Below are 15,528 nucleotides of genomic sequence, written 5' to 3' on the forward strand. Positions count from 1 at the left end.
CACTGCGCTGCTCCTTACAAGTTTTGCGGAGCAAAACTAGCTTCGGAAGCATAGGCTTCGAGTTCTTGCAACTTTCTCGCTGCTGAAAACCGGTCTTTTTGAACTCACATTATCCTAATAAAATGAAGCAGGCGGCCGAATCTTCGGCCGCCTTCAGGCGTGTCTATCTATGGGAAGTCCCGCAAGACTTACATTTTGAACACTTGAATCGTTCGCTGCAATTGAGTCACCTTCTGCTGCAGCTGCTCGGTCGACTCGACGGTAGCCTGAACGGAAGCGATCTGTTCGCTCATCGACGCCGACATCTGCTCGGTGCCCGCTGCCGCCTGCTGCGTAATCGCGGAAATGTTCACGATCGAACCGGTAATCGTCTTCGCGCTCTCCAGCATAAGATCGCTCTCCTGCGCGAAGGCGGCGATCTCTTCCGTAATGAACTGAATGGACTCGACGATCTCGTGGAAGACCCGTTCCGTCTCCCGAATCAACTCGGTCTGGCTCTGTACGACCGCTTCATTGGCCTGGATATTCGCAATGGCTTGCTTAATCCCCGCTTCGATGCCCTTGACGAGGGAAAAGACTTCCTTCGTGGATGCGGAGGACTCTTCCGCCAGATTACGCACTTCTTGCGCGACGACGGCGAACCCGCGGCCGTGCTCTCCGGCCCGGGCCGCCTCAATGGAAGCGTTCAGCGACAGCAGATTCGTCTGCTCGGCAATCTCGGAAATGGTCCGGGTAATCTTGGAGATGCCTTCGGCTTGCCGGGCCAACTGCTCGATCGTGGCAGCGACCTGGTCTGTCGCCTCGATATTGCGCTCCATGCCGGCAGACTGGCTCTCCACCGCCTGTCGGCCCTTGGCCACCAGCTCCAGTGTCGAGGCCGAGCGGTTGTTCATCTCGCGGGTGGACTGGGCATAGGCTTCTACCTTCTGCTCGATTTCTTTGATAGATTCGGACATTTGCGAGATGTCCTCGGAGATCTCGGCGGAACCGACGGCCAATTCATTGGCGGAAGCGGCGACCTGCTCCATGGCGATCTTCATGCTCTGGTTCTTATGGTACATATCCCGTCCGGAATCGGATACATGGCGGGTAATATCGGTCGTCTGCTGCAATATTTCGCGGAGCTTGAGCAGCATGGAGTTGAAGGAATGTCCCAGTTCGCCAAGCGCGTCATCGCTCGTCACTTGCACGGTCTGCGAGAAATCGCCTCTGGCAATCTGCAGAGCGGAAGTCGACATGTCCTTGATCGGTTCATTAAGCGAACGTTCCAGCATATTGATGATGGGATAACTGATTCCAACGAGGATGACAAGGGTGATCAGGCCGGGAATCAGCGTGGCGTGAGTCGTCAATAGGACTATCGTAGTAAGAGCGAACAAGCCGACGATGCCATAACAGCCAAAGAGTAGCTTTTGCTTAAAATTCAAGGAATTGAACCAATTCATATGACCGCCCCTTCTTTCATCCCAATACGTCCATAATATAACAACATTATAGCATCGCCTCTAGGGACGGTCTATGTAATTGTTAGCAATCCGCCATAGTTTTACAGATGTATGCCTGGGTTCCGATAGAAGGAAAATGCTGTGATTATCTGTTGAATAAAGGTAATATCTCCTATATAATATGTCTAAAGAACTATTTTTTGGCGGGGCGAAAATGGTTCTATATTCTTAAGGAGGTGTGATTCTTCATGGGCTCTTATGAAATATCATTGGCCAGACAATTGAGCATGGTGTTTGATAAGCTGGAATCGGAGCTTGTCGGGCTGACAGGAGGCACGGTCATTGTATGCATTCGCAACGATGTCATTGGCAAATTCGGCGTCAAGCATGATGCGCTTGAAAGTCAGAACGGGGTCGTCAAGCCGCTGCGGCAAGGTATGATGAAACGGCACGTCGCTGAATTCCGCCAGACGGCGATGGAGGTTCTGAAGCACAAGAAGCAGTGGACGCACGGAGAGATTGTGTTTGATTTCGTCATGAAGCAGGATGCCTTGCACATCAGCGCATGGTTCGAATCGAACTATAATTTGATACATATGTTAGAGAAGCATGAAGCGCGCACATATAGACGCGTCTCCTGATATCCGCGACATCGGGGAAGCCTTAAATATACTTATGGAAAAGAAGCTCTCTGCCTCTCGGCGAGAGCTTCTGTGGTCTTATCAGGCAATTGACGTAAGTATGGTATACACGATGCTCGAAATCCGTTGAGCTTATCGAGTCGTACGGCCTGCCAGTTGCTGCTCGGCCATTTGAACGAGACGCTTCGTGATGAAGCCCCCGATAGAACCTGTATCGCGAGTCGTATAGTTACCATAGTATCCGTCTTGAGGAATCGGAATACCCAGCTCTTGGGCGATCTCGAACTTCATTTGCTGCAGAGCCGCAGTCGCTTGAGGCACTACGAGATTGTTGGAGCGGCTTCCACCTTGATTCGGCATGCTGTTTCACCTCCCTGTGATTGTTAGTATGGAGAACGAGAGTAGAAATATGCAGACGGGGAGGGAAGAGGAGGATGTAAATAATGCCAGACCGAAGAACCGGCCTGGCATGCGGTTATGGATGGATAATCTCGAGATCCAGGGTCAAGGTGACCGGGGCTTGCGGCTTCAGATCGATGAGTCCCGTCGTCTCGCTGCCGAATGGCAGGTTCGGCGCATCGGTCAGCCATGTATACGGCTCGACGCAAACGATCTCGTCGGCGGCGCCGCGGGTATAGAGCACCCAATGCTTGAAGTGGGGCTGGCTGCCGGCATAGCGGATGCGGTAACCGTCATCCCGGGTCAACCACGCCTCCGGCTTGCCTTCGCCCGCGCTAAAAACGGTATCGAAGTCGGCGCCTTGCAAATTCATGCCTTCGAGCAAGGCCTTATGTTCGCCCAGCGGCAGCGTCTTGCCTGTCGTAATCAATTCCTCGTCCAGTTCATATATTCCCGCTACCGGAACCTGGAGCGTCCAGCGGTTCGGTTCGCCGTCGATCAGGAACCAGGTATGGGTGCCGAACCCGAACGGGGCCGACTGTTCTCCCTGATTGGTGACCGTGAGCTCCTGGGTCAATGTGCCTCCCTCAAGGCGGAAGGAGACCTCCAGTTCCAGCGGAGTCGGGTATTGCCGCATCCAATTCTCATCGTCGGCTGTCCGGAATCGGGCGGTCACTTCGGCCGCTTCGCCCGCGGCAGCGGATCGGGTCACCGTCCATGACTGAAGCCGGTGCAGCCCGTGGATATGATTGTCGTTCGCCGTATTCTGATCGAATTGGTAGCGTACGCCGTCATATGTGAACGAACCGCGGCGGATGCGTCCCGGAGGCATCAGCATCGGAATGCCGAAATGGTAAGGCTTCGTCATATAATAATCCAGGTCGCTCTCGGCAGGCGTGCGCAATATCTCCCGCTGCGACTTCTTGTCCCACAGCCGGATGACGTTGCAGCCAAGCCCAGGAAGCAGCGTAGCCGCCAAGATGTCATTTTCGAGTATTACGGTCTCATAACCGTTCCATTGCCCTTTGTTCACTTGAACCATGTTCATTGCTCCTTTTCCCATACAGCTTCCCATTGTTATGGTTCTAATGATAACAAATCAACCGGGCAAAGTCATATCATGAACGGCACCCATTGACAAGCGGGCAGATATCCGATATCCTAATGGCTAATTCGACCCGGATGGCTGTCATCCGGCCGGAACAAAGCGATGATAAGGACAAGTAAGCTTCGCGGCGGGCTTCAGAGAACCGGTGGCTGGTGAGAACCGGTGCTTCCCGCGATGACTGAATGGACCTTGGAGTGCGGAGCCGAATCGGGAAGTAGGCTTTGCCGTATGTCCTGCGTTAAAGGAAGAAAGGTTCGCTGACGGCCCCTTGCATGACGGGCTAGGCCACGGCAGGCTCCCGGCATCATCGGTGAGGACGTGCGCGAACGAATAAGGGTGGCACCACGGTCTTTCGTCCCTTTCCGGGATGGAAGGCCTTTTTTGCGTTACCGCAAGGATTGCTTTATTCCACACAATGAAGGGAAATGACAAGGAGTGTGAGTGACCAATGGCACGGGTATTATCCGGCATTCAGCCCAGCGGACAGCTGACGATGGGCAACTACATCGGGGCAATTCAAAATTTCGTAAAATTGCAGCACGAGCATGAGTGCTTCTTCATGGTCGTCGATCTGCACGCCATTACGGTACCGCAAGATCCGGAGGCGCTGCGGGAGCAGACCGAGGCGGTGGCGGCCATTTATTTGGCGGCAGGGATTGATCCGGACAAATCGGCCATCTTCCTCCAATCGCAGGTGCCCCAGCATGCCGAGCTGGGATGGCTGCTGACGACGCTCACCTACATGGGAGAGCTGGAGCGGATGACCCAGTTCAAGGATAAGTCCGCAGGCAAAGAATCGGTTGGCACCGGCTTGTTCGTATATCCGGCACTGATGGCCGCCGACATTTTGCTCTACAATGCCGACCTGGTTCCGGTCGGAGATGATCAGAAGCAGCACTTGGAACTGACGCGCGACATCGCGAACCGCTTCAATCATCGCTTCGGCGAATTTTTCACGATGCCGGAGCCGTATATCCCGGAGGTCGGGGCGAGAATCATGTCGCTGGATGATGCGTCCAAAAAGATGAGCAAAAGCAATCCGAATCCGGGAAGTTATATTTCCCTGCTGGATCCGCCGAATGTCATCCGCAAAAAAATCAGCCGGGCCAAAACGGACTCCGAAGCGCTCGTCAAGTATGAGCCGGTGAACAAGCCCGAGATCAGCAATCTGCTCAGCATCTATTCATACGCTTCCGGCCAGTCTGTCGCCGAGATTGAGGCCCAGTACGAAGGTCAAATGTACGGCGCCTTCAAGAAGGAATTGGGCGAGCGCGTCGTCGCGCTGCTGGAGCCGCTTCAGAACCGGTATGAAGAGGTGCGCCGGAACGGCGAGCATCTGGAGGCGCTTCGCCGCGGCGCCGAGAAAGCCAAGGAAGCCGCCCAGAAGCAGTTGGACGAAGTGAAGCGCCGGATGGGATTTGTCGTCTAAGCCTTATCCGTGGCATGACAGCAGGGCAGGAGCCCCCGTGCAGCGCATCATCGCGTGCCTGCCGGGCTCCTGCCCTGCTGCGCGTTCAGGCCGACTTGCGGCGCTGCCGGGCCTTGACGATAAAGCCGAAGCCGATATTGAACACCGCCAGTACGGCGAAGAGAATACTGACCCATATGTTATGGCTGATCGTAATGGCTGTCGCCGTCAACAGCGCGATGGAAGAAACCGCAAACCATAATGCCAATCCTTTACTCACGCTTACCGCTCCTTTTCAAAGAAAAATGGCTTCAGAATGAAGTATAACATTTCGTAGATCGGACAAAATAGGGTTGCAAGCTTGCGACAACAAGAACCACCGTGAAAGGAGCGTTACTCATGGCTAATAATCAATCCCGCACGAATAACTTGGTCGTTCCTCAAGCCACTGCAGCCCTGCAACAAATGAAATATGAAATTGCACAGGAATTGGGAATTCCAATTCCGCAAGACGGGTACTACGGAAATTACACGACCCGTGACACCGGTTCCATCGGGGGCTTCATGACGAAGCGCCTGGTTCAAATCGCCGAGCAATCCCTGTCCGGCGGCAACCGTTAATTGATGCACTGATCATGGCTACTCCTGCGCGCGGAGTAGCCTTTTATATATCGACAAAATGGAGCGGAAACACAACTTTTCCGCTATTTTGTCGTCTAACAATTAGATTCATAATCATGAACATTTACTCAAAAAGGGGATAGTGCATGCGGTTAAGACTAACGATGAGTGCAGTGAAACGGCTGAGCATATGGGTCTTGGGCGCACTTATTATAGGCTGCTCCGTATTTTGGTACATATATGAAACATCCGGCCGGTCGTGGTCCACGCTGGCGAGCCTTGCCAGCCCCGGGCCGGAAGAAGTCGAAATTTACAATGTCCAATCCATGCCGTTGAAAGCGGGCGAGGAGGACCGCCTCCTTGTCGTCTTGACGGAGCCCAGTCATCTTCGGACGATCGATGAGGCCATATCGTCGGCCCGCCCGATCGAGGGCGTAGCGAAGGTGGCTCAGCCCCATTTCCGCATTCATTACAATAATACCAACTACTATGTATGGTTGTCGAAAGATGAACAATATGGCGCATTTATGAATGCGGACCAGTCCCATACACTCTACAGTCTCAGCGACCGATCCATCAACGAATTGCAGGAGCTTTTCAACGACCTGCAACTGTGGAACGAGCCGAAAGGATCGAAGACAGGGGGCGGATCCTAGGATTCGTCCCCTTCAGCCTCGCTCCCATTCCAGACCATACCTCTTGAAGCTGCCCGGCTTATTCAGCCAGCCGACGAAATAATCGAGAACATCGCCTTCTCGATTCATCATAACGAGCGCCACGAGCGGAAACTGATTCCGGTGGCGGTATCGGACGTCAGCCCAGCGGACGGCGTAGCCGTAGCGGGTCGGCTCAAGGGTGGCGCATACGAAGCGGGAGGTGTCCAGCAGCGCCTGCACGGCAGGATGAGACCGGGAAGCTTCGACGAGCGGATGGTCGCTGCAGCGGGCCGTATCGGTCCAGGTCACCGTTCCCCGCTTCCAGTGTCCGACCCGGAAGGCGCCATCCCTTCTTCGCTTCACGACATTCCAGCGGGAGAGAGCTACGGTAGGCATGACCGTATACGATTCCCCTTCCTCGCGTTCAGGGTCCCGATCCGGCAGCTTGCGCGCGACTTGGCGATGAGCCCGGAAGCGCCACCAGTAGTACAGAACGAGCATGCCGTACAGAATCGGGAAGACGATGCGGGGAGAGACCAGTCCGGTGACCCACAAGGCAATCGCGGCCAGATGCGTCGAGAAGATAATCGGGTCGAACAGAGCGATGGTATTCCAGCAGATCCATCGGTTCACGAACGGCCATCCCGCCAACGTTCCATAAGGGTTGAACAGATCGGCGACGATATGGATGACGACGGACAGCGCCGTCCAGGCCAGCACGTGCCGGAAGGAGGCTCCTGGCATGATGCCGGTCGCCAGCGCAGCAATGAGCACGGACCAGACGACCGCCATGGGCGGGGAATGGGAGATGCCCCGATGCTGCTGAATGTATAAAATATTGCTTTTCCACTTGAAAAGGGTATCCGCGTCCGGTGCTTGCGATCCAAGCATCACCCCCAAAAACACGGCTGCCGCGGTAGCCGGCTCGGAAGCGACGACCGGGTCGCACTGCGACAATCCCGCCAGACCTATTCCCATGACGACATGAGTGCTTGTGTCCACTTCGATCACCTCGCTTGTATTGTGAGCAGATTTGTACCAAAATATGACGGGGAGGCAAAAACTTCCCGCTTGAAATCATCAGGTGAATGCCTAAGCTCGCAGAGCCGTTTTCCCAATAGGAAAGGATGAGGAAGAAGATGACGAAGATGGATCGAATTATATTTGTGGAATACCGCGTCCTGCCCGAGGCGCGAGATAGATACTTGGCCGCGATTCGGCGCTTGCTGAAGGATCGGCCGGACGTTGTGCTGTATGAAGGAACCGACCAGCCGAATGTATTTGTCGAGCAGTGGCTCGGAACGGCCGCGGATGACTATGCCTCCCTGAAAAAGATCAGAAAAGAGGGGGCGGACGGCTGGGATGCGGTCACCGCATGCATTGCCGGGGGCGCAGACAAACTCCATATTTGGGAGTTCCGGCGCTCTCCGATCGTACCGGGGGAATAAGCGGCTGCAGTCGGTGTCAAATTGATGAACGATTCCTCGAAACGTTGTCATTGTTCGGATAGATTTGCTATGATAAAAATTACAGCAGAAAGAAAAAGATTCTGCTTTTCTCTGAACACAACAAGGAGGAACGGGTCGCGTGGATAAACAAATGACTTATCGGGGGCCTTCCGATTCCGTTACATTGACGCCGGGACCGATACGGGTCGGATTATGGAAAGAGTTTATTCAATTAACGAAGCCGGGCATTATCCGCTCGAACCTGATGGCGGCGTTTGCCGGCTTTTGGGTAGCGGCCAAATGGGATATTCCTTGGCTTACGCTGCTGTGGATGGTGGCCGGGACGACGCTGGTCCTCGCATCCTCATGCGTATTCAATAATTATTTCGATCGGGATTTCGATATGAAGATGGAGCGGACGAAGAAGCGCGCGCTGCCGGAAGGACGATTGAAGCCGAACACCGTGCTGAGCTATGCCATCATCCTTGGCGCAGCCGGGCTGGCGGTACTGTTCGGCCTCGTCAACATATTATCCGGAATCGTAGGCATCGCAGGCATGTTCTTCTATGTTGTCATATACACGTTATGGCTCAAGCGCACGTCCACCTGGAGCACATCCGTAGGCGGCATCTCCGGCGCGATGCCTCCCGTCATCGGCTATGTTGCCGTCACGGGCCAGCTTGATATGGGGGCGGCCTTGCTGTTCGCGCTGCTGTTCCTCTGGCAGCCGCCGCATTTCTGGGCGCTCGGCATTCGCCGAGTGGAAGAATACCGCGCAGCAGGCTATCCGCTTCTGCCTGTCGTTAAGGGCATTACCCGCACGAAATGGCAGATGATTCCGTATGTCGTATTGCTTCTGCCGGTATCGTGGTTGTTCTATTCGTACGGCTATACCGGCATGATTTATGGCATCCTCGGCACCGTCATCAATGCGATCTGGCTGTTCATCTGCATCGCGGGCTTCCGCGCGAAGGACACCGACGCCTGGGCGAAGAAGAACTTCATTTGGTCCATTAACGTCCTGATGCTGAATATGCTGGTCATGGTTCTGGACACGATGGGGAAAGCGTAAGAACGCATTTCTGCAGGTTATAGCATGGGAAGCTAGGGGGAGGAACGGAGCATGTCTTGGGCGAAGAAGTATTCTTTTCAAATTTTCCTTGGCGCACTGGTGGCGGTTTTCGCGATTGTGGTGGCCATTCTGTATTGGCCGCGGGAACCGGAGATTCCGATGACCGACAAAAAGGCGCCGGACTTCAGCATGCAAAATGTGGACGGCAGCACAGTGACGCTGGCGGATACGAACGGCAAGGTCCGTTTGTTCTATTTCTACTTCACGAACTGCCCGGATGTCTGCCCGCCGACGACATACCGTTTGTCCGAAGTGCAGAAGCTGCTTCAGGACAAGGGGATGTTCGGCACCGAGGCGAGCATCGTATCGATTTCCTTCGATCCGGAACGCGATACATTGGAGGAGATTAAGAAATGGTCGGAGAAGTACAATGCCGACTATAGCGGCTGGTATTTTCTGAGGGGCAAGGAAGAGGATGTGGCGAAGATGATGCCGGAGTTCGGATCAAGCGTCTTCAAGGACGAGGATGGCAATTTCACGCATCTGAACGTCATCACCTTGGTCGATCGGGACGGCAATATTCGCAAGTATTATAATGCGAATGATCTCGAGACGGCTTCCCCTGAAAATATCGCCAAGGATGTAGAGCGTCTCGTCAAAGATTAATGATATATAGGAAGCTCACAGAGGCGGGGCTGGATCCGGATATATAATATATTCGTCCAGCCCCGCCTTTTCGAGCTGCTGAATCAAGTACTCATCCGGCGTGCCTTCGACCCCGGCGTACCCGCGGCGGGTATAAATATGTTCGGCGTCCGGGAACGCGTCCCGCAATATGCCGCGTATCCGCTTGCCTGATGCGTCGTTGTCCATGAACAAGTAGACGTCCTTGTCCTGCGCCTCCTTGCGCAGCTGCTCGGTGCGGAGCGTATTCAAGGTGCCGAACGTGCACAAGATGCCCACTTCGTCGCTCAGCAGCCGCCGCAGCCGGCTCCGGTCGTTCTTCCCTTCCACAATGATGATAACCTCCAAAAGTGCCACCCCCTGCTGTAGCCATTATCGCCATGTTTCTCTACGGATAGTGTACCATACTTAAGCGAACCGCCTGCAAGGGGATCTTCGCTCCGACAACAAAGAGGCTTGCCGGGATTGGCAAGCCGCATGAGGAGAGAGCGTAACAGAAATGACTGCTAGCAAAATGGCGCCCGTAAAATAATGACGAGCAAGATGTAAAGGACGAGGATGGTGCCGGTCGATGTCCGGCATCCGGGATATACAGGAGCGGGCTTCGCTGCCGGGGCCACAGCCGCAGGACCAGGTCCGCAAGGGTTGTAACCGTGGCTCATCTCGTTTCACCTCGCTTTCCCGATGGGTCATTTGTTACAATGTATCTTATGTCCGCGCCTGCCGCGGGGCATGTGCAAATACCCAGATCCGCCTGAATGGGCGGATGGCGCAAGACGCATCCTTATACGCGGGTCGTCGTTCGCGTTGCGGGAAGGAGAGAAGGCGGCAGAAAAGCTTGCTTCGCCGGCAGCAGCGTAACGGCAATCATCAACACGACGAAGGCGATAAAATAGGGCGATATCGTATCTCGAATCTGGCCCGCGATCATTGGGCCAAGGAAGGAACCGATAGAAGAAGAGATTGCCAGGATGGAAAATATCCGCCCAAAACGGGTCCCTCCGCTTAATAAAATCAAATGGGAGGACATCGCCGGCAAAATGATTCCTTTGGTCATTCCGATAAGGAACAGCGTCGCCAGCAGCGGCACCGGCCAATGGATAGCCAGTCCGAAAAAGAGCAGCGCCAAGGCGAATGCGCCCGTCCACGTCCTCGTATACGGTTGATAATGGTTCAGGAACAGCAGGCTCAACGTGAATAATGCGCCCAAGCTGACGGCCGAGAACAGGATGCCGGCACGCATAATCGATTCGAGCGCGTCCGCCATCAGAGGAAGCTCGAAGAACAGGATGCCCTGGGACAGCGAGATGGCAAGCGGCATAAAATAAAAGCGCCATGGGACCGGCACGTCTTCCGGCTGCTTGAGCGGCTCTGAAGGAAGGCTCTCCGCCTGCGGCGTCAAAGAAACGGCGTCATGGCTGATATCCCGAATGAAGAACCAGGCCAGCGCGCCGACGATGAGCAGCATAATGCCGAGCGCCTGGAAGGCCATGCCGAAGCCGATCTTGGCGACGAGATAAGCGCCGGCGGCCGGGGAGACGACCGAGGCGAGCGTATGAATGAGGCCGTTGCCTGCCATCAGCTTCCCTTGATGCACATGATCCCGGGCCATGCGTGCGAGGAGGGACAAGCAGGCCGGTGACAGGAAGGCGAGCACGAACCCGCTGATCGAGCGAAGCACGAGCAGCTCCCATGGGTTGACGACATGGGCCTGCAAAATCATGATTACCCCGGCGCCGATCAGACTGAACACAATAAAAATCCGGCTACCGAATCGGTCGATTCCGTAACCGGCCAGCAGGTTGCCCGGCAGATGGGTGAACGAGTACATCCCCATCATCAGACCGATGAAGGAGGGCGCCGCACCTATTGAGATGGCAAACGGGGTTAGAATCGGGTATTGCGCGTGCAAATCAAAGAAAGCAACGAACAAGAACAAATAGAGCCACAGCACTGAGCGCAAAGTTCAGTCACCTCCAAATCGCTATGCTATACTTGTACGTTGGAAGGGACGAACTTAGTACCCCAAGATGCGGATAAGGCCGCTCAAGGCGGGCTGTTTGCCACAAATAATGGGAATGATGCTATAATACGTGGTGGAAAGGGTGGTTATCAGGTGAATCAGATGGATATGTGGTTTGAATTTATTAAGCAGAACTGGCTCATTTTCCTTATCGCGCTTATCGTCTTATTCGTTATTGTGAGCTTCGTCAAGACGATGGTGAAATGGGCGCTTGTGTTGGTCATTATCGCCGCGGTCGCCGTGTACAGCGGCATCACATGGGAGAATATCAATCAGGTGGTCACGAACGTGAAGGATGAAACGGTCCAGAAGCTGAAGGAGCAGGCGACCCAAGCGATGCTCGATGAAGCGAAAAAAGCGACGTATACGGCCGAGAAGGACGGCACGTACACCGTCAAGACGCCGAGTCTCGTGCTGACAGGGAAGGCGGACGGCGGCAAGGTCAATGTGTCGTTCAGCGGCGTGCCGCTCGGCGAATGGGATATGAACGACACGCTGCGCCAATTCATCGACAAGGCGAAGCAGAAGCAATGAGCGCGCAGGTGCTGACAGACGGGAATGTGGTGACGATCTTGCTCGGCGTCATCGTGCTCTTCCCGGTGCTGCTAGGGGTGAGGAGAGGGGCTTCCGGCTCCGCTCGTCACCTTTTGTCATTTGTGCTGGATACCGCGGCCGTCGTCGTCTCCGCGCTGGCTTCTTATTGGACAGCGATGGCGCTCTCCCCGCTTGTGCAGCGCCGGATGGCTGAATGGAGCATCGCGATTCCGGCGCGGGAACTGGCGTGGTGGGAGCAAATCGGCTATACGCTGCTGACCGGAATCCGCGACTTCCCGCTGCTTCGCTTTGCCGTGCTGTTCGCGTTGATATATATGGTGATCCGATGGATAGCCGGGTGGGCGTTGGGCGCCCTGGTGCCGGCGGCCGGCAGGGAGCTTGGCGATCCTTCGCGAGGAGCGGCGGAGGCCGGACCGTTGAAGACGGTCGGGAATTGGATCGCCGGCGCGGTGCTGGGCGGCATCATCGGCATGGCGCGGGCGCTGCTCGTCATCCTCGTGCTGTTCGCTTATGTCACATGGCAGCCGGATACGAAAGCGAGCGCGATTATCCGCGATTCGGAAGCGTACCGGCTAGCGGCCGAGGAACTGATTGAACCGGTCGCCGGGGATTTCATCTCGTCGCAGTGGCCGGTATTCACTTCCCAGGTCGCCGAAGAGCTGTCGAAGCTCATGCAGCGCAAATATGAAGTCGTCGATTCCCATATCCCGGACGACATTGAACAGGCTGCCGCGGACATTACGGCCGGCGCTCGCTCGGATGAAGAGAAGGCACGCAAGCTGTACGACTGGGTCGGAAGCCGCGTTCAGTATGATTGGGACAAGGCGAAGCAGTATGAGACGAAGCGAATCTGGAAGGAACAGACGCCGCAGGACACGTTCGCGACCAAGCAGGGCGTCTGCATCGACTACGCCCGCCTGTATGCGGTCATGGCCCGGGCGTCCGCTCTGAAGGTGAAGGTCGTCACCGGTCTCGGCTATAACGGCCAAGGCGGGTATGGCCCCCATGCCTGGAACGAGGTCTGGCTCTCGGAAGAGGAACGCTGGGTTCCGCTGGATGCCACCTGGGCGAGCTCGGGGGATTGGTTCAACCCGCCGGATTTCGCCAAGACGCATGTCCCGGACAAGATCGCTGCTGGCTAATCCACTATTTAGGCCTTTGAAGGAGAATTCCTATCTATGCTAAAATGGTTGGGAAGCAAGTTACAGCGGGAGAAAGGTTGTTAGAGCAGTGACTCATCCTCATCATGATCCGGAAAAGCGTGAAGTTCTCAACCGGCGTAATTTTTCGCATCGGTTGAATATATTCTTTTTTGTTACATTTGCGGTATTCTCCGTACTTATCGTGCGGTTAGCGATATTGCAGTTCGTGGAAGGCCCGAGCCTGAAGGAGAAGGAAGCCCAGCTCGGTTACAAGGAGACGCCGATTCCGCCGCTCCGGGGCTCGATCTACGATGCGTCCGGAACGCAGGTCGCCTATTCGACCTCGACCCAGTCCTTATATTTCAATATTGAGAAAAATTACGGGGATCCGAAGAAGGCTGAATTGACCGACGTCCAGAAGAAGAACCGGGAAGAGGCGATGCGTCTGGCTAAGCGGTTGGCCGATGTCTTCGAGAAGTATGGCGATCCCGAAGACAAGCCGCTGACGGCCGACGTCATTTACAATGATCTGATGGATCTGTCGGCACGCGTCAATTTTACGTATACGCCGCGCATTATCAAGACCGGCCTGACCCGGAAGGAAGTGGCCTACTTCCTGGAGCACAAGCCGGAGTTCCCCGGCATCGATATCGTGGAGGACAGTGTGCGACACTACGAACCGATGGCGGTGCAGACGGTCGGATATTTGAAAAAGTTCAAGGGCGTGCGCGACAATCCGGGGTATTACAACGATATTTATAATAATCGGGCTTCGACGCCGTCCGAGAAGCAATACCTTGATTACGAGGACGTCGGCTTCGACGGCATTGAGCTGATGTACCAGGAAGAGCTGCGGGGATTGAACGGGGTGAAGAAGTTCCCCGTCAATGTGGCCAACCGCATCATCGGGCCGATGGAGCTGACGAAGCCGCAGCGCGGCAACGATATCCATCTGACGATTCATCGCCATGTGCAGAAGGCGACCGAGGATGCGATTATGCAGACGCTGGAGCGGATCAGGAACTCTTCGAACCGCTCGGAGCGGGCGCCGTACGCGCGAACCGGCTATGCGGTCGCGATGGAGGTCGATACCGGGAATATCGTCGCGATGGCGAGCATGCCGGATTACAATCCGAACGTATGGCGGAACGGGTCGATCACTCCGGAGGATTATGACCAATACCAATACTATCTGATGAACGGAGCGATCCGCGATGTCCCGGCGCCCTATGAGGACGACAAAGAGCGGATGAAGCATCCGGGATCCGTCGTCTACCTCGGATCGACGATGAAGCCGTTGTCGGTGCTGATCGGCCTCCAGGAGAAGCTGTTCGCTCTAGGCGAGACCTATTACGACGGCGGATACGCCCAGTTCGGACGGGCCGGCTTCGAGACCAAGGTGTGGAACTCGGGCAATGTCGGCTACGGACGCATCGGAGCTTCACGCGCATTGGAAGTGTCCTCCAACGCCTTCATGGTCGATATGATCGGGAAGCGGCTCTATTCCATGCCGGCGGTCAACGGGCGCAACGGGCTGAAGGTATGGGATGAGTATATGGACGCCTTCGGGCTCGGCGTGCTGACGGGAAGCGGCCTGCCGCGCGAGCAGGCGGGAGCCAAGGATTACTTGCTCGAGGCCGAGCGCAATAACGCGCAATCCGCGCTGGTCTACGCTTCCTTCGGACAGCAGGGGAAATATACGACCTTGCAGCTTGCCCAATACGCCGCCACGCTGGCGAACCGCGGCACCCGCATCAAGCCGCAGCTCGTGAGCAAGATTACCGACGGCAACGGCCAAGTCGTGAAGACATTCGGCCGGGAGGAGCTGAACAAGACGAAGATCGACGATGCCTACTGGAATGTCGTCGAGGACGGCATGCTGAAGGTTAGAGTTCACGGCTTCGACGGCTTCCCTTACTCGTTCTACCGCAAGACGGGTACGTCCCAGATGGATGTCTCCGGAGGGCGGGTCGACAACGCGGTGTTCATTGCATATGCGCCGGCAGAGAAGCCGAAGCTGGCCGTTGCCGTCGTCGTGCCGGAGGGCGGCTTCGGGTCGTACGGTGCGGCGCCGATTGCGCGGGCCATGTTCGACGCGTATGACGAGGCGTACGGCTTGGACGGCACGCCGAAGAAGAAGCCGGATGAGCTGAAGGATGAGCAGGCGGATGCGTCCGCCGGGCAAGGTACGGAATAATCGCATAATTACGCAGGATGCGAGGACGCTGATGCGTTCGCGTAAGCGGCAGGCCTTCTTGGGAAACCTTGGGGGCGCCGCTGCGAACGGTCAGCGTCTTTTTTTGTTTTTTCTTCGGTTCGGGAGCTT

The 15,528-nt window shown here is 55.6% G+C and carries 17 protein-coding genes and 1 other annotated feature; of the genes, 10 read left to right on the plus strand and 7 right to left on the minus strand.

Annotated elements, in window-relative coordinates:
* Positions 1 to 188: 188 nt before the first annotated feature.
* Positions 189 to 1,445 carry a methyl-accepting chemotaxis protein gene (locus tag L6439_RS05420; protein WP_213468796.1) on the minus strand — a complete coding sequence of 419 codons (1,257 nt, stop codon included), beginning with the start codon at positions 1,443 to 1,445 and terminating at the stop codon, positions 189 to 191.
* Positions 1,446 to 1,693: 248 nt separating this feature from the next.
* Between L6439_RS05420 and L6439_RS05425 the strand changes: the two genes are divergently transcribed.
* On the plus strand, positions 1,694 to 2,086 hold the full coding sequence (locus L6439_RS05425) for an O-methyltransferase (RefSeq protein WP_213468797.1): 393 nt from the start codon (positions 1,694 to 1,696) through the stop codon (positions 2,084 to 2,086).
* Positions 2,087 to 2,218: 132 nt separating this feature from the next.
* Here the strand turns inward: L6439_RS05425 and L6439_RS05430 are convergent, their stop codons facing one another.
* Positions 2,219 to 2,446 carry an alpha/beta-type small acid-soluble spore protein gene (locus L6439_RS05430; RefSeq protein WP_168179848.1) on the minus strand — a complete coding sequence of 76 codons (228 nt, stop codon included), beginning with the start codon at positions 2,444 to 2,446 and terminating at the stop codon, positions 2,219 to 2,221.
* A gap of 115 nt (positions 2,447 to 2,561) precedes the next feature.
* A complete protein-coding gene (locus tag L6439_RS05435; RefSeq protein ID WP_213468798.1) occupies positions 2,562 to 3,527 on the minus strand; it encodes an aldose 1-epimerase in 966 nt (321 codons plus the stop codon).
* Positions 3,528 to 3,686: 159 nt separating this feature from the next.
* Positions 3,687 to 3,956, plus strand: a binding site (T-box leader).
* A gap of 85 nt (positions 3,957 to 4,041) precedes the next feature.
* On the opposite strand from L6439_RS05435, the gene trpS reads away from it, so the two are divergent.
* The gene (gene trpS / locus L6439_RS05440; RefSeq protein WP_213468799.1) at positions 4,042 to 5,022 is read left to right on the plus strand and encodes a tryptophan--tRNA ligase; all 981 of its coding nucleotides are present in this window, start codon (positions 4,042 to 4,044) and stop codon (positions 5,020 to 5,022) included.
* A gap of 85 nt (positions 5,023 to 5,107) precedes the next feature.
* Here the strand turns inward: trpS and L6439_RS05445 are convergent, their stop codons facing one another.
* Positions 5,108 to 5,281, minus strand: a complete 174-nt coding sequence (locus L6439_RS05445) for a DUF5325 family protein (RefSeq protein WP_168179845.1) — start codon at positions 5,279 to 5,281, stop codon at positions 5,108 to 5,110.
* Between the two features lie 119 nt (positions 5,282 to 5,400).
* Between L6439_RS05445 and L6439_RS05450 the strand changes: the two genes are divergently transcribed.
* A complete protein-coding gene (locus L6439_RS05450) occupies positions 5,401 to 5,622 on the plus strand; it encodes an alpha/beta-type small acid-soluble spore protein (protein ID WP_006675714.1) in 222 nt (73 codons plus the stop codon).
* Between the two features lie 146 nt (positions 5,623 to 5,768).
* A complete protein-coding gene (locus tag L6439_RS05455) occupies positions 5,769 to 6,278 on the plus strand; it encodes a YhfM domain-containing protein (RefSeq protein WP_213468800.1) in 510 nt (169 codons plus the stop codon).
* A 12-nt stretch (positions 6,279 to 6,290) separates the two neighbouring features.
* Here the strand turns inward: L6439_RS05455 and L6439_RS05460 are convergent, their stop codons facing one another.
* Complete coding sequence (locus L6439_RS05460) at positions 6,291 to 7,280, minus strand: metal-dependent hydrolase (RefSeq protein ID WP_213468801.1); 990 nt, start codon at positions 7,278 to 7,280, stop codon at positions 6,291 to 6,293.
* A gap of 137 nt (positions 7,281 to 7,417) precedes the next feature.
* Here L6439_RS05460 and L6439_RS05465 point away from each other — a divergent pair, with 137 nt between their 5' ends.
* The 3 genes from L6439_RS05465 to L6439_RS05475 all read left to right on the plus strand — a co-directional run bounded on the left by L6439_RS05465 (position 7,418) and on the right by L6439_RS05475 (position 9,464).
* Complete coding sequence (locus tag L6439_RS05465) at positions 7,418 to 7,726, plus strand: hypothetical protein (RefSeq protein WP_213468802.1); 309 nt, start codon at positions 7,418 to 7,420, stop codon at positions 7,724 to 7,726.
* 139 nt (positions 7,727 to 7,865) lie between these two features.
* Positions 7,866 to 8,798, plus strand: a complete 933-nt coding sequence (gene cyoE / locus L6439_RS05470) for a heme o synthase (protein WP_213468803.1) — start codon at positions 7,866 to 7,868, stop codon at positions 8,796 to 8,798.
* Positions 8,799 to 8,849: 51 nt separating this feature from the next.
* A complete protein-coding gene (locus tag L6439_RS05475) occupies positions 8,850 to 9,464 on the plus strand; it encodes an SCO family protein (RefSeq protein ID WP_213468804.1) in 615 nt (204 codons plus the stop codon).
* Between the two features lie 15 nt (positions 9,465 to 9,479).
* Here L6439_RS05475 and L6439_RS05480 read toward each other — a convergent pair whose 3' ends face one another.
* Positions 9,480 to 9,830, minus strand: coding sequence for a toprim domain-containing protein (locus L6439_RS05480; protein ID WP_168179839.1), 351 nt, complete (start codon positions 9,828 to 9,830; stop codon positions 9,480 to 9,482).
* Between the two features lie 436 nt (positions 9,831 to 10,266).
* On the minus strand, positions 10,267 to 11,445 hold the full coding sequence (locus L6439_RS05485) for an MFS transporter (RefSeq protein WP_168179838.1): 1,179 nt from the start codon (positions 11,443 to 11,445) through the stop codon (positions 10,267 to 10,269).
* A 153-nt stretch (positions 11,446 to 11,598) separates the two neighbouring features.
* On the opposite strand from L6439_RS05485, the gene L6439_RS05490 reads away from it, so the two are divergent.
* The 3 genes from L6439_RS05490 to L6439_RS05500 all read left to right on the plus strand — a co-directional run bounded on the left by L6439_RS05490 (position 11,599) and on the right by L6439_RS05500 (position 15,399).
* The gene (locus tag L6439_RS05490; RefSeq protein WP_168179837.1) at positions 11,599 to 12,039 is read left to right on the plus strand and encodes a DUF4870 domain-containing protein; all 441 of its coding nucleotides are present in this window, start codon (positions 11,599 to 11,601) and stop codon (positions 12,037 to 12,039) included.
* A complete protein-coding gene (locus L6439_RS05495) occupies positions 12,036 to 13,202 on the plus strand; it encodes a transglutaminase domain-containing protein (protein WP_213468805.1) in 1,167 nt (388 codons plus the stop codon). The genes L6439_RS05490 and L6439_RS05495 overlap by 4 nt, the downstream gene beginning before the upstream one ends.
* An 88-nt stretch (positions 13,203 to 13,290) precedes the next feature.
* A complete protein-coding gene (locus L6439_RS05500) occupies positions 13,291 to 15,399 on the plus strand; it encodes a peptidoglycan D,D-transpeptidase FtsI family protein (RefSeq protein WP_213468806.1) in 2,109 nt (702 codons plus the stop codon).
* Positions 15,400 to 15,528 lie beyond the last annotated feature (129 nt).

Origin of the sequence: Paenibacillus dendritiformis (assembly GCF_021654795.1) — a bacterium.
Taxonomy (GTDB): domain Bacteria; phylum Bacillota; class Bacilli; order Paenibacillales; family Paenibacillaceae; genus Paenibacillus_B.

Bases quoted from the DNA above. Each gene is read 5' to 3' on its own strand.
- L6439_RS05425 (WP_213468797.1), top strand. From the start codon at position 1,694: ATGGGCTCTTATGAAATATCATTGGCCAGACAATTGAGCATGGTGTTT.
- L6439_RS05495 (WP_213468805.1), top strand. From the start codon at position 12,036: ATGAGCGCGCAGGTGCTGACAGACGGGAATGTGGTGACGATCTTGCTC.
- L6439_RS05430 (WP_168179848.1), bottom strand. From the start codon at position 2,446: ATGCCGAATCAAGGTGGAAGCCGCTCCAACAATCTCGTAGTGCCTCAA.
- L6439_RS05450 (WP_006675714.1), top strand. From the start codon at position 5,401: ATGGCTAATAATCAATCCCGCACGAATAACTTGGTCGTTCCTCAAGCC.
- trpS (WP_213468799.1), top strand. From the start codon at position 4,042: ATGGCACGGGTATTATCCGGCATTCAGCCCAGCGGACAGCTGACGATG.
- L6439_RS05455 (WP_213468800.1), top strand. From the start codon at position 5,769: ATGCGGTTAAGACTAACGATGAGTGCAGTGAAACGGCTGAGCATATGG.
- L6439_RS05420 (WP_213468796.1), bottom strand. From the start codon at position 1,445: ATGAATTGGTTCAATTCCTTGAATTTTAAGCAAAAGCTACTCTTTGGC.
- L6439_RS05435 (WP_213468798.1), bottom strand. From the start codon at position 3,527: ATGGTTCAAGTGAACAAAGGGCAATGGAACGGTTATGAGACCGTAATA.
- L6439_RS05475 (WP_213468804.1), top strand. From the start codon at position 8,850: ATGTCTTGGGCGAAGAAGTATTCTTTTCAAATTTTCCTTGGCGCACTG.
- L6439_RS05465 (WP_213468802.1), top strand. From the start codon at position 7,418: ATGACGAAGATGGATCGAATTATATTTGTGGAATACCGCGTCCTGCCC.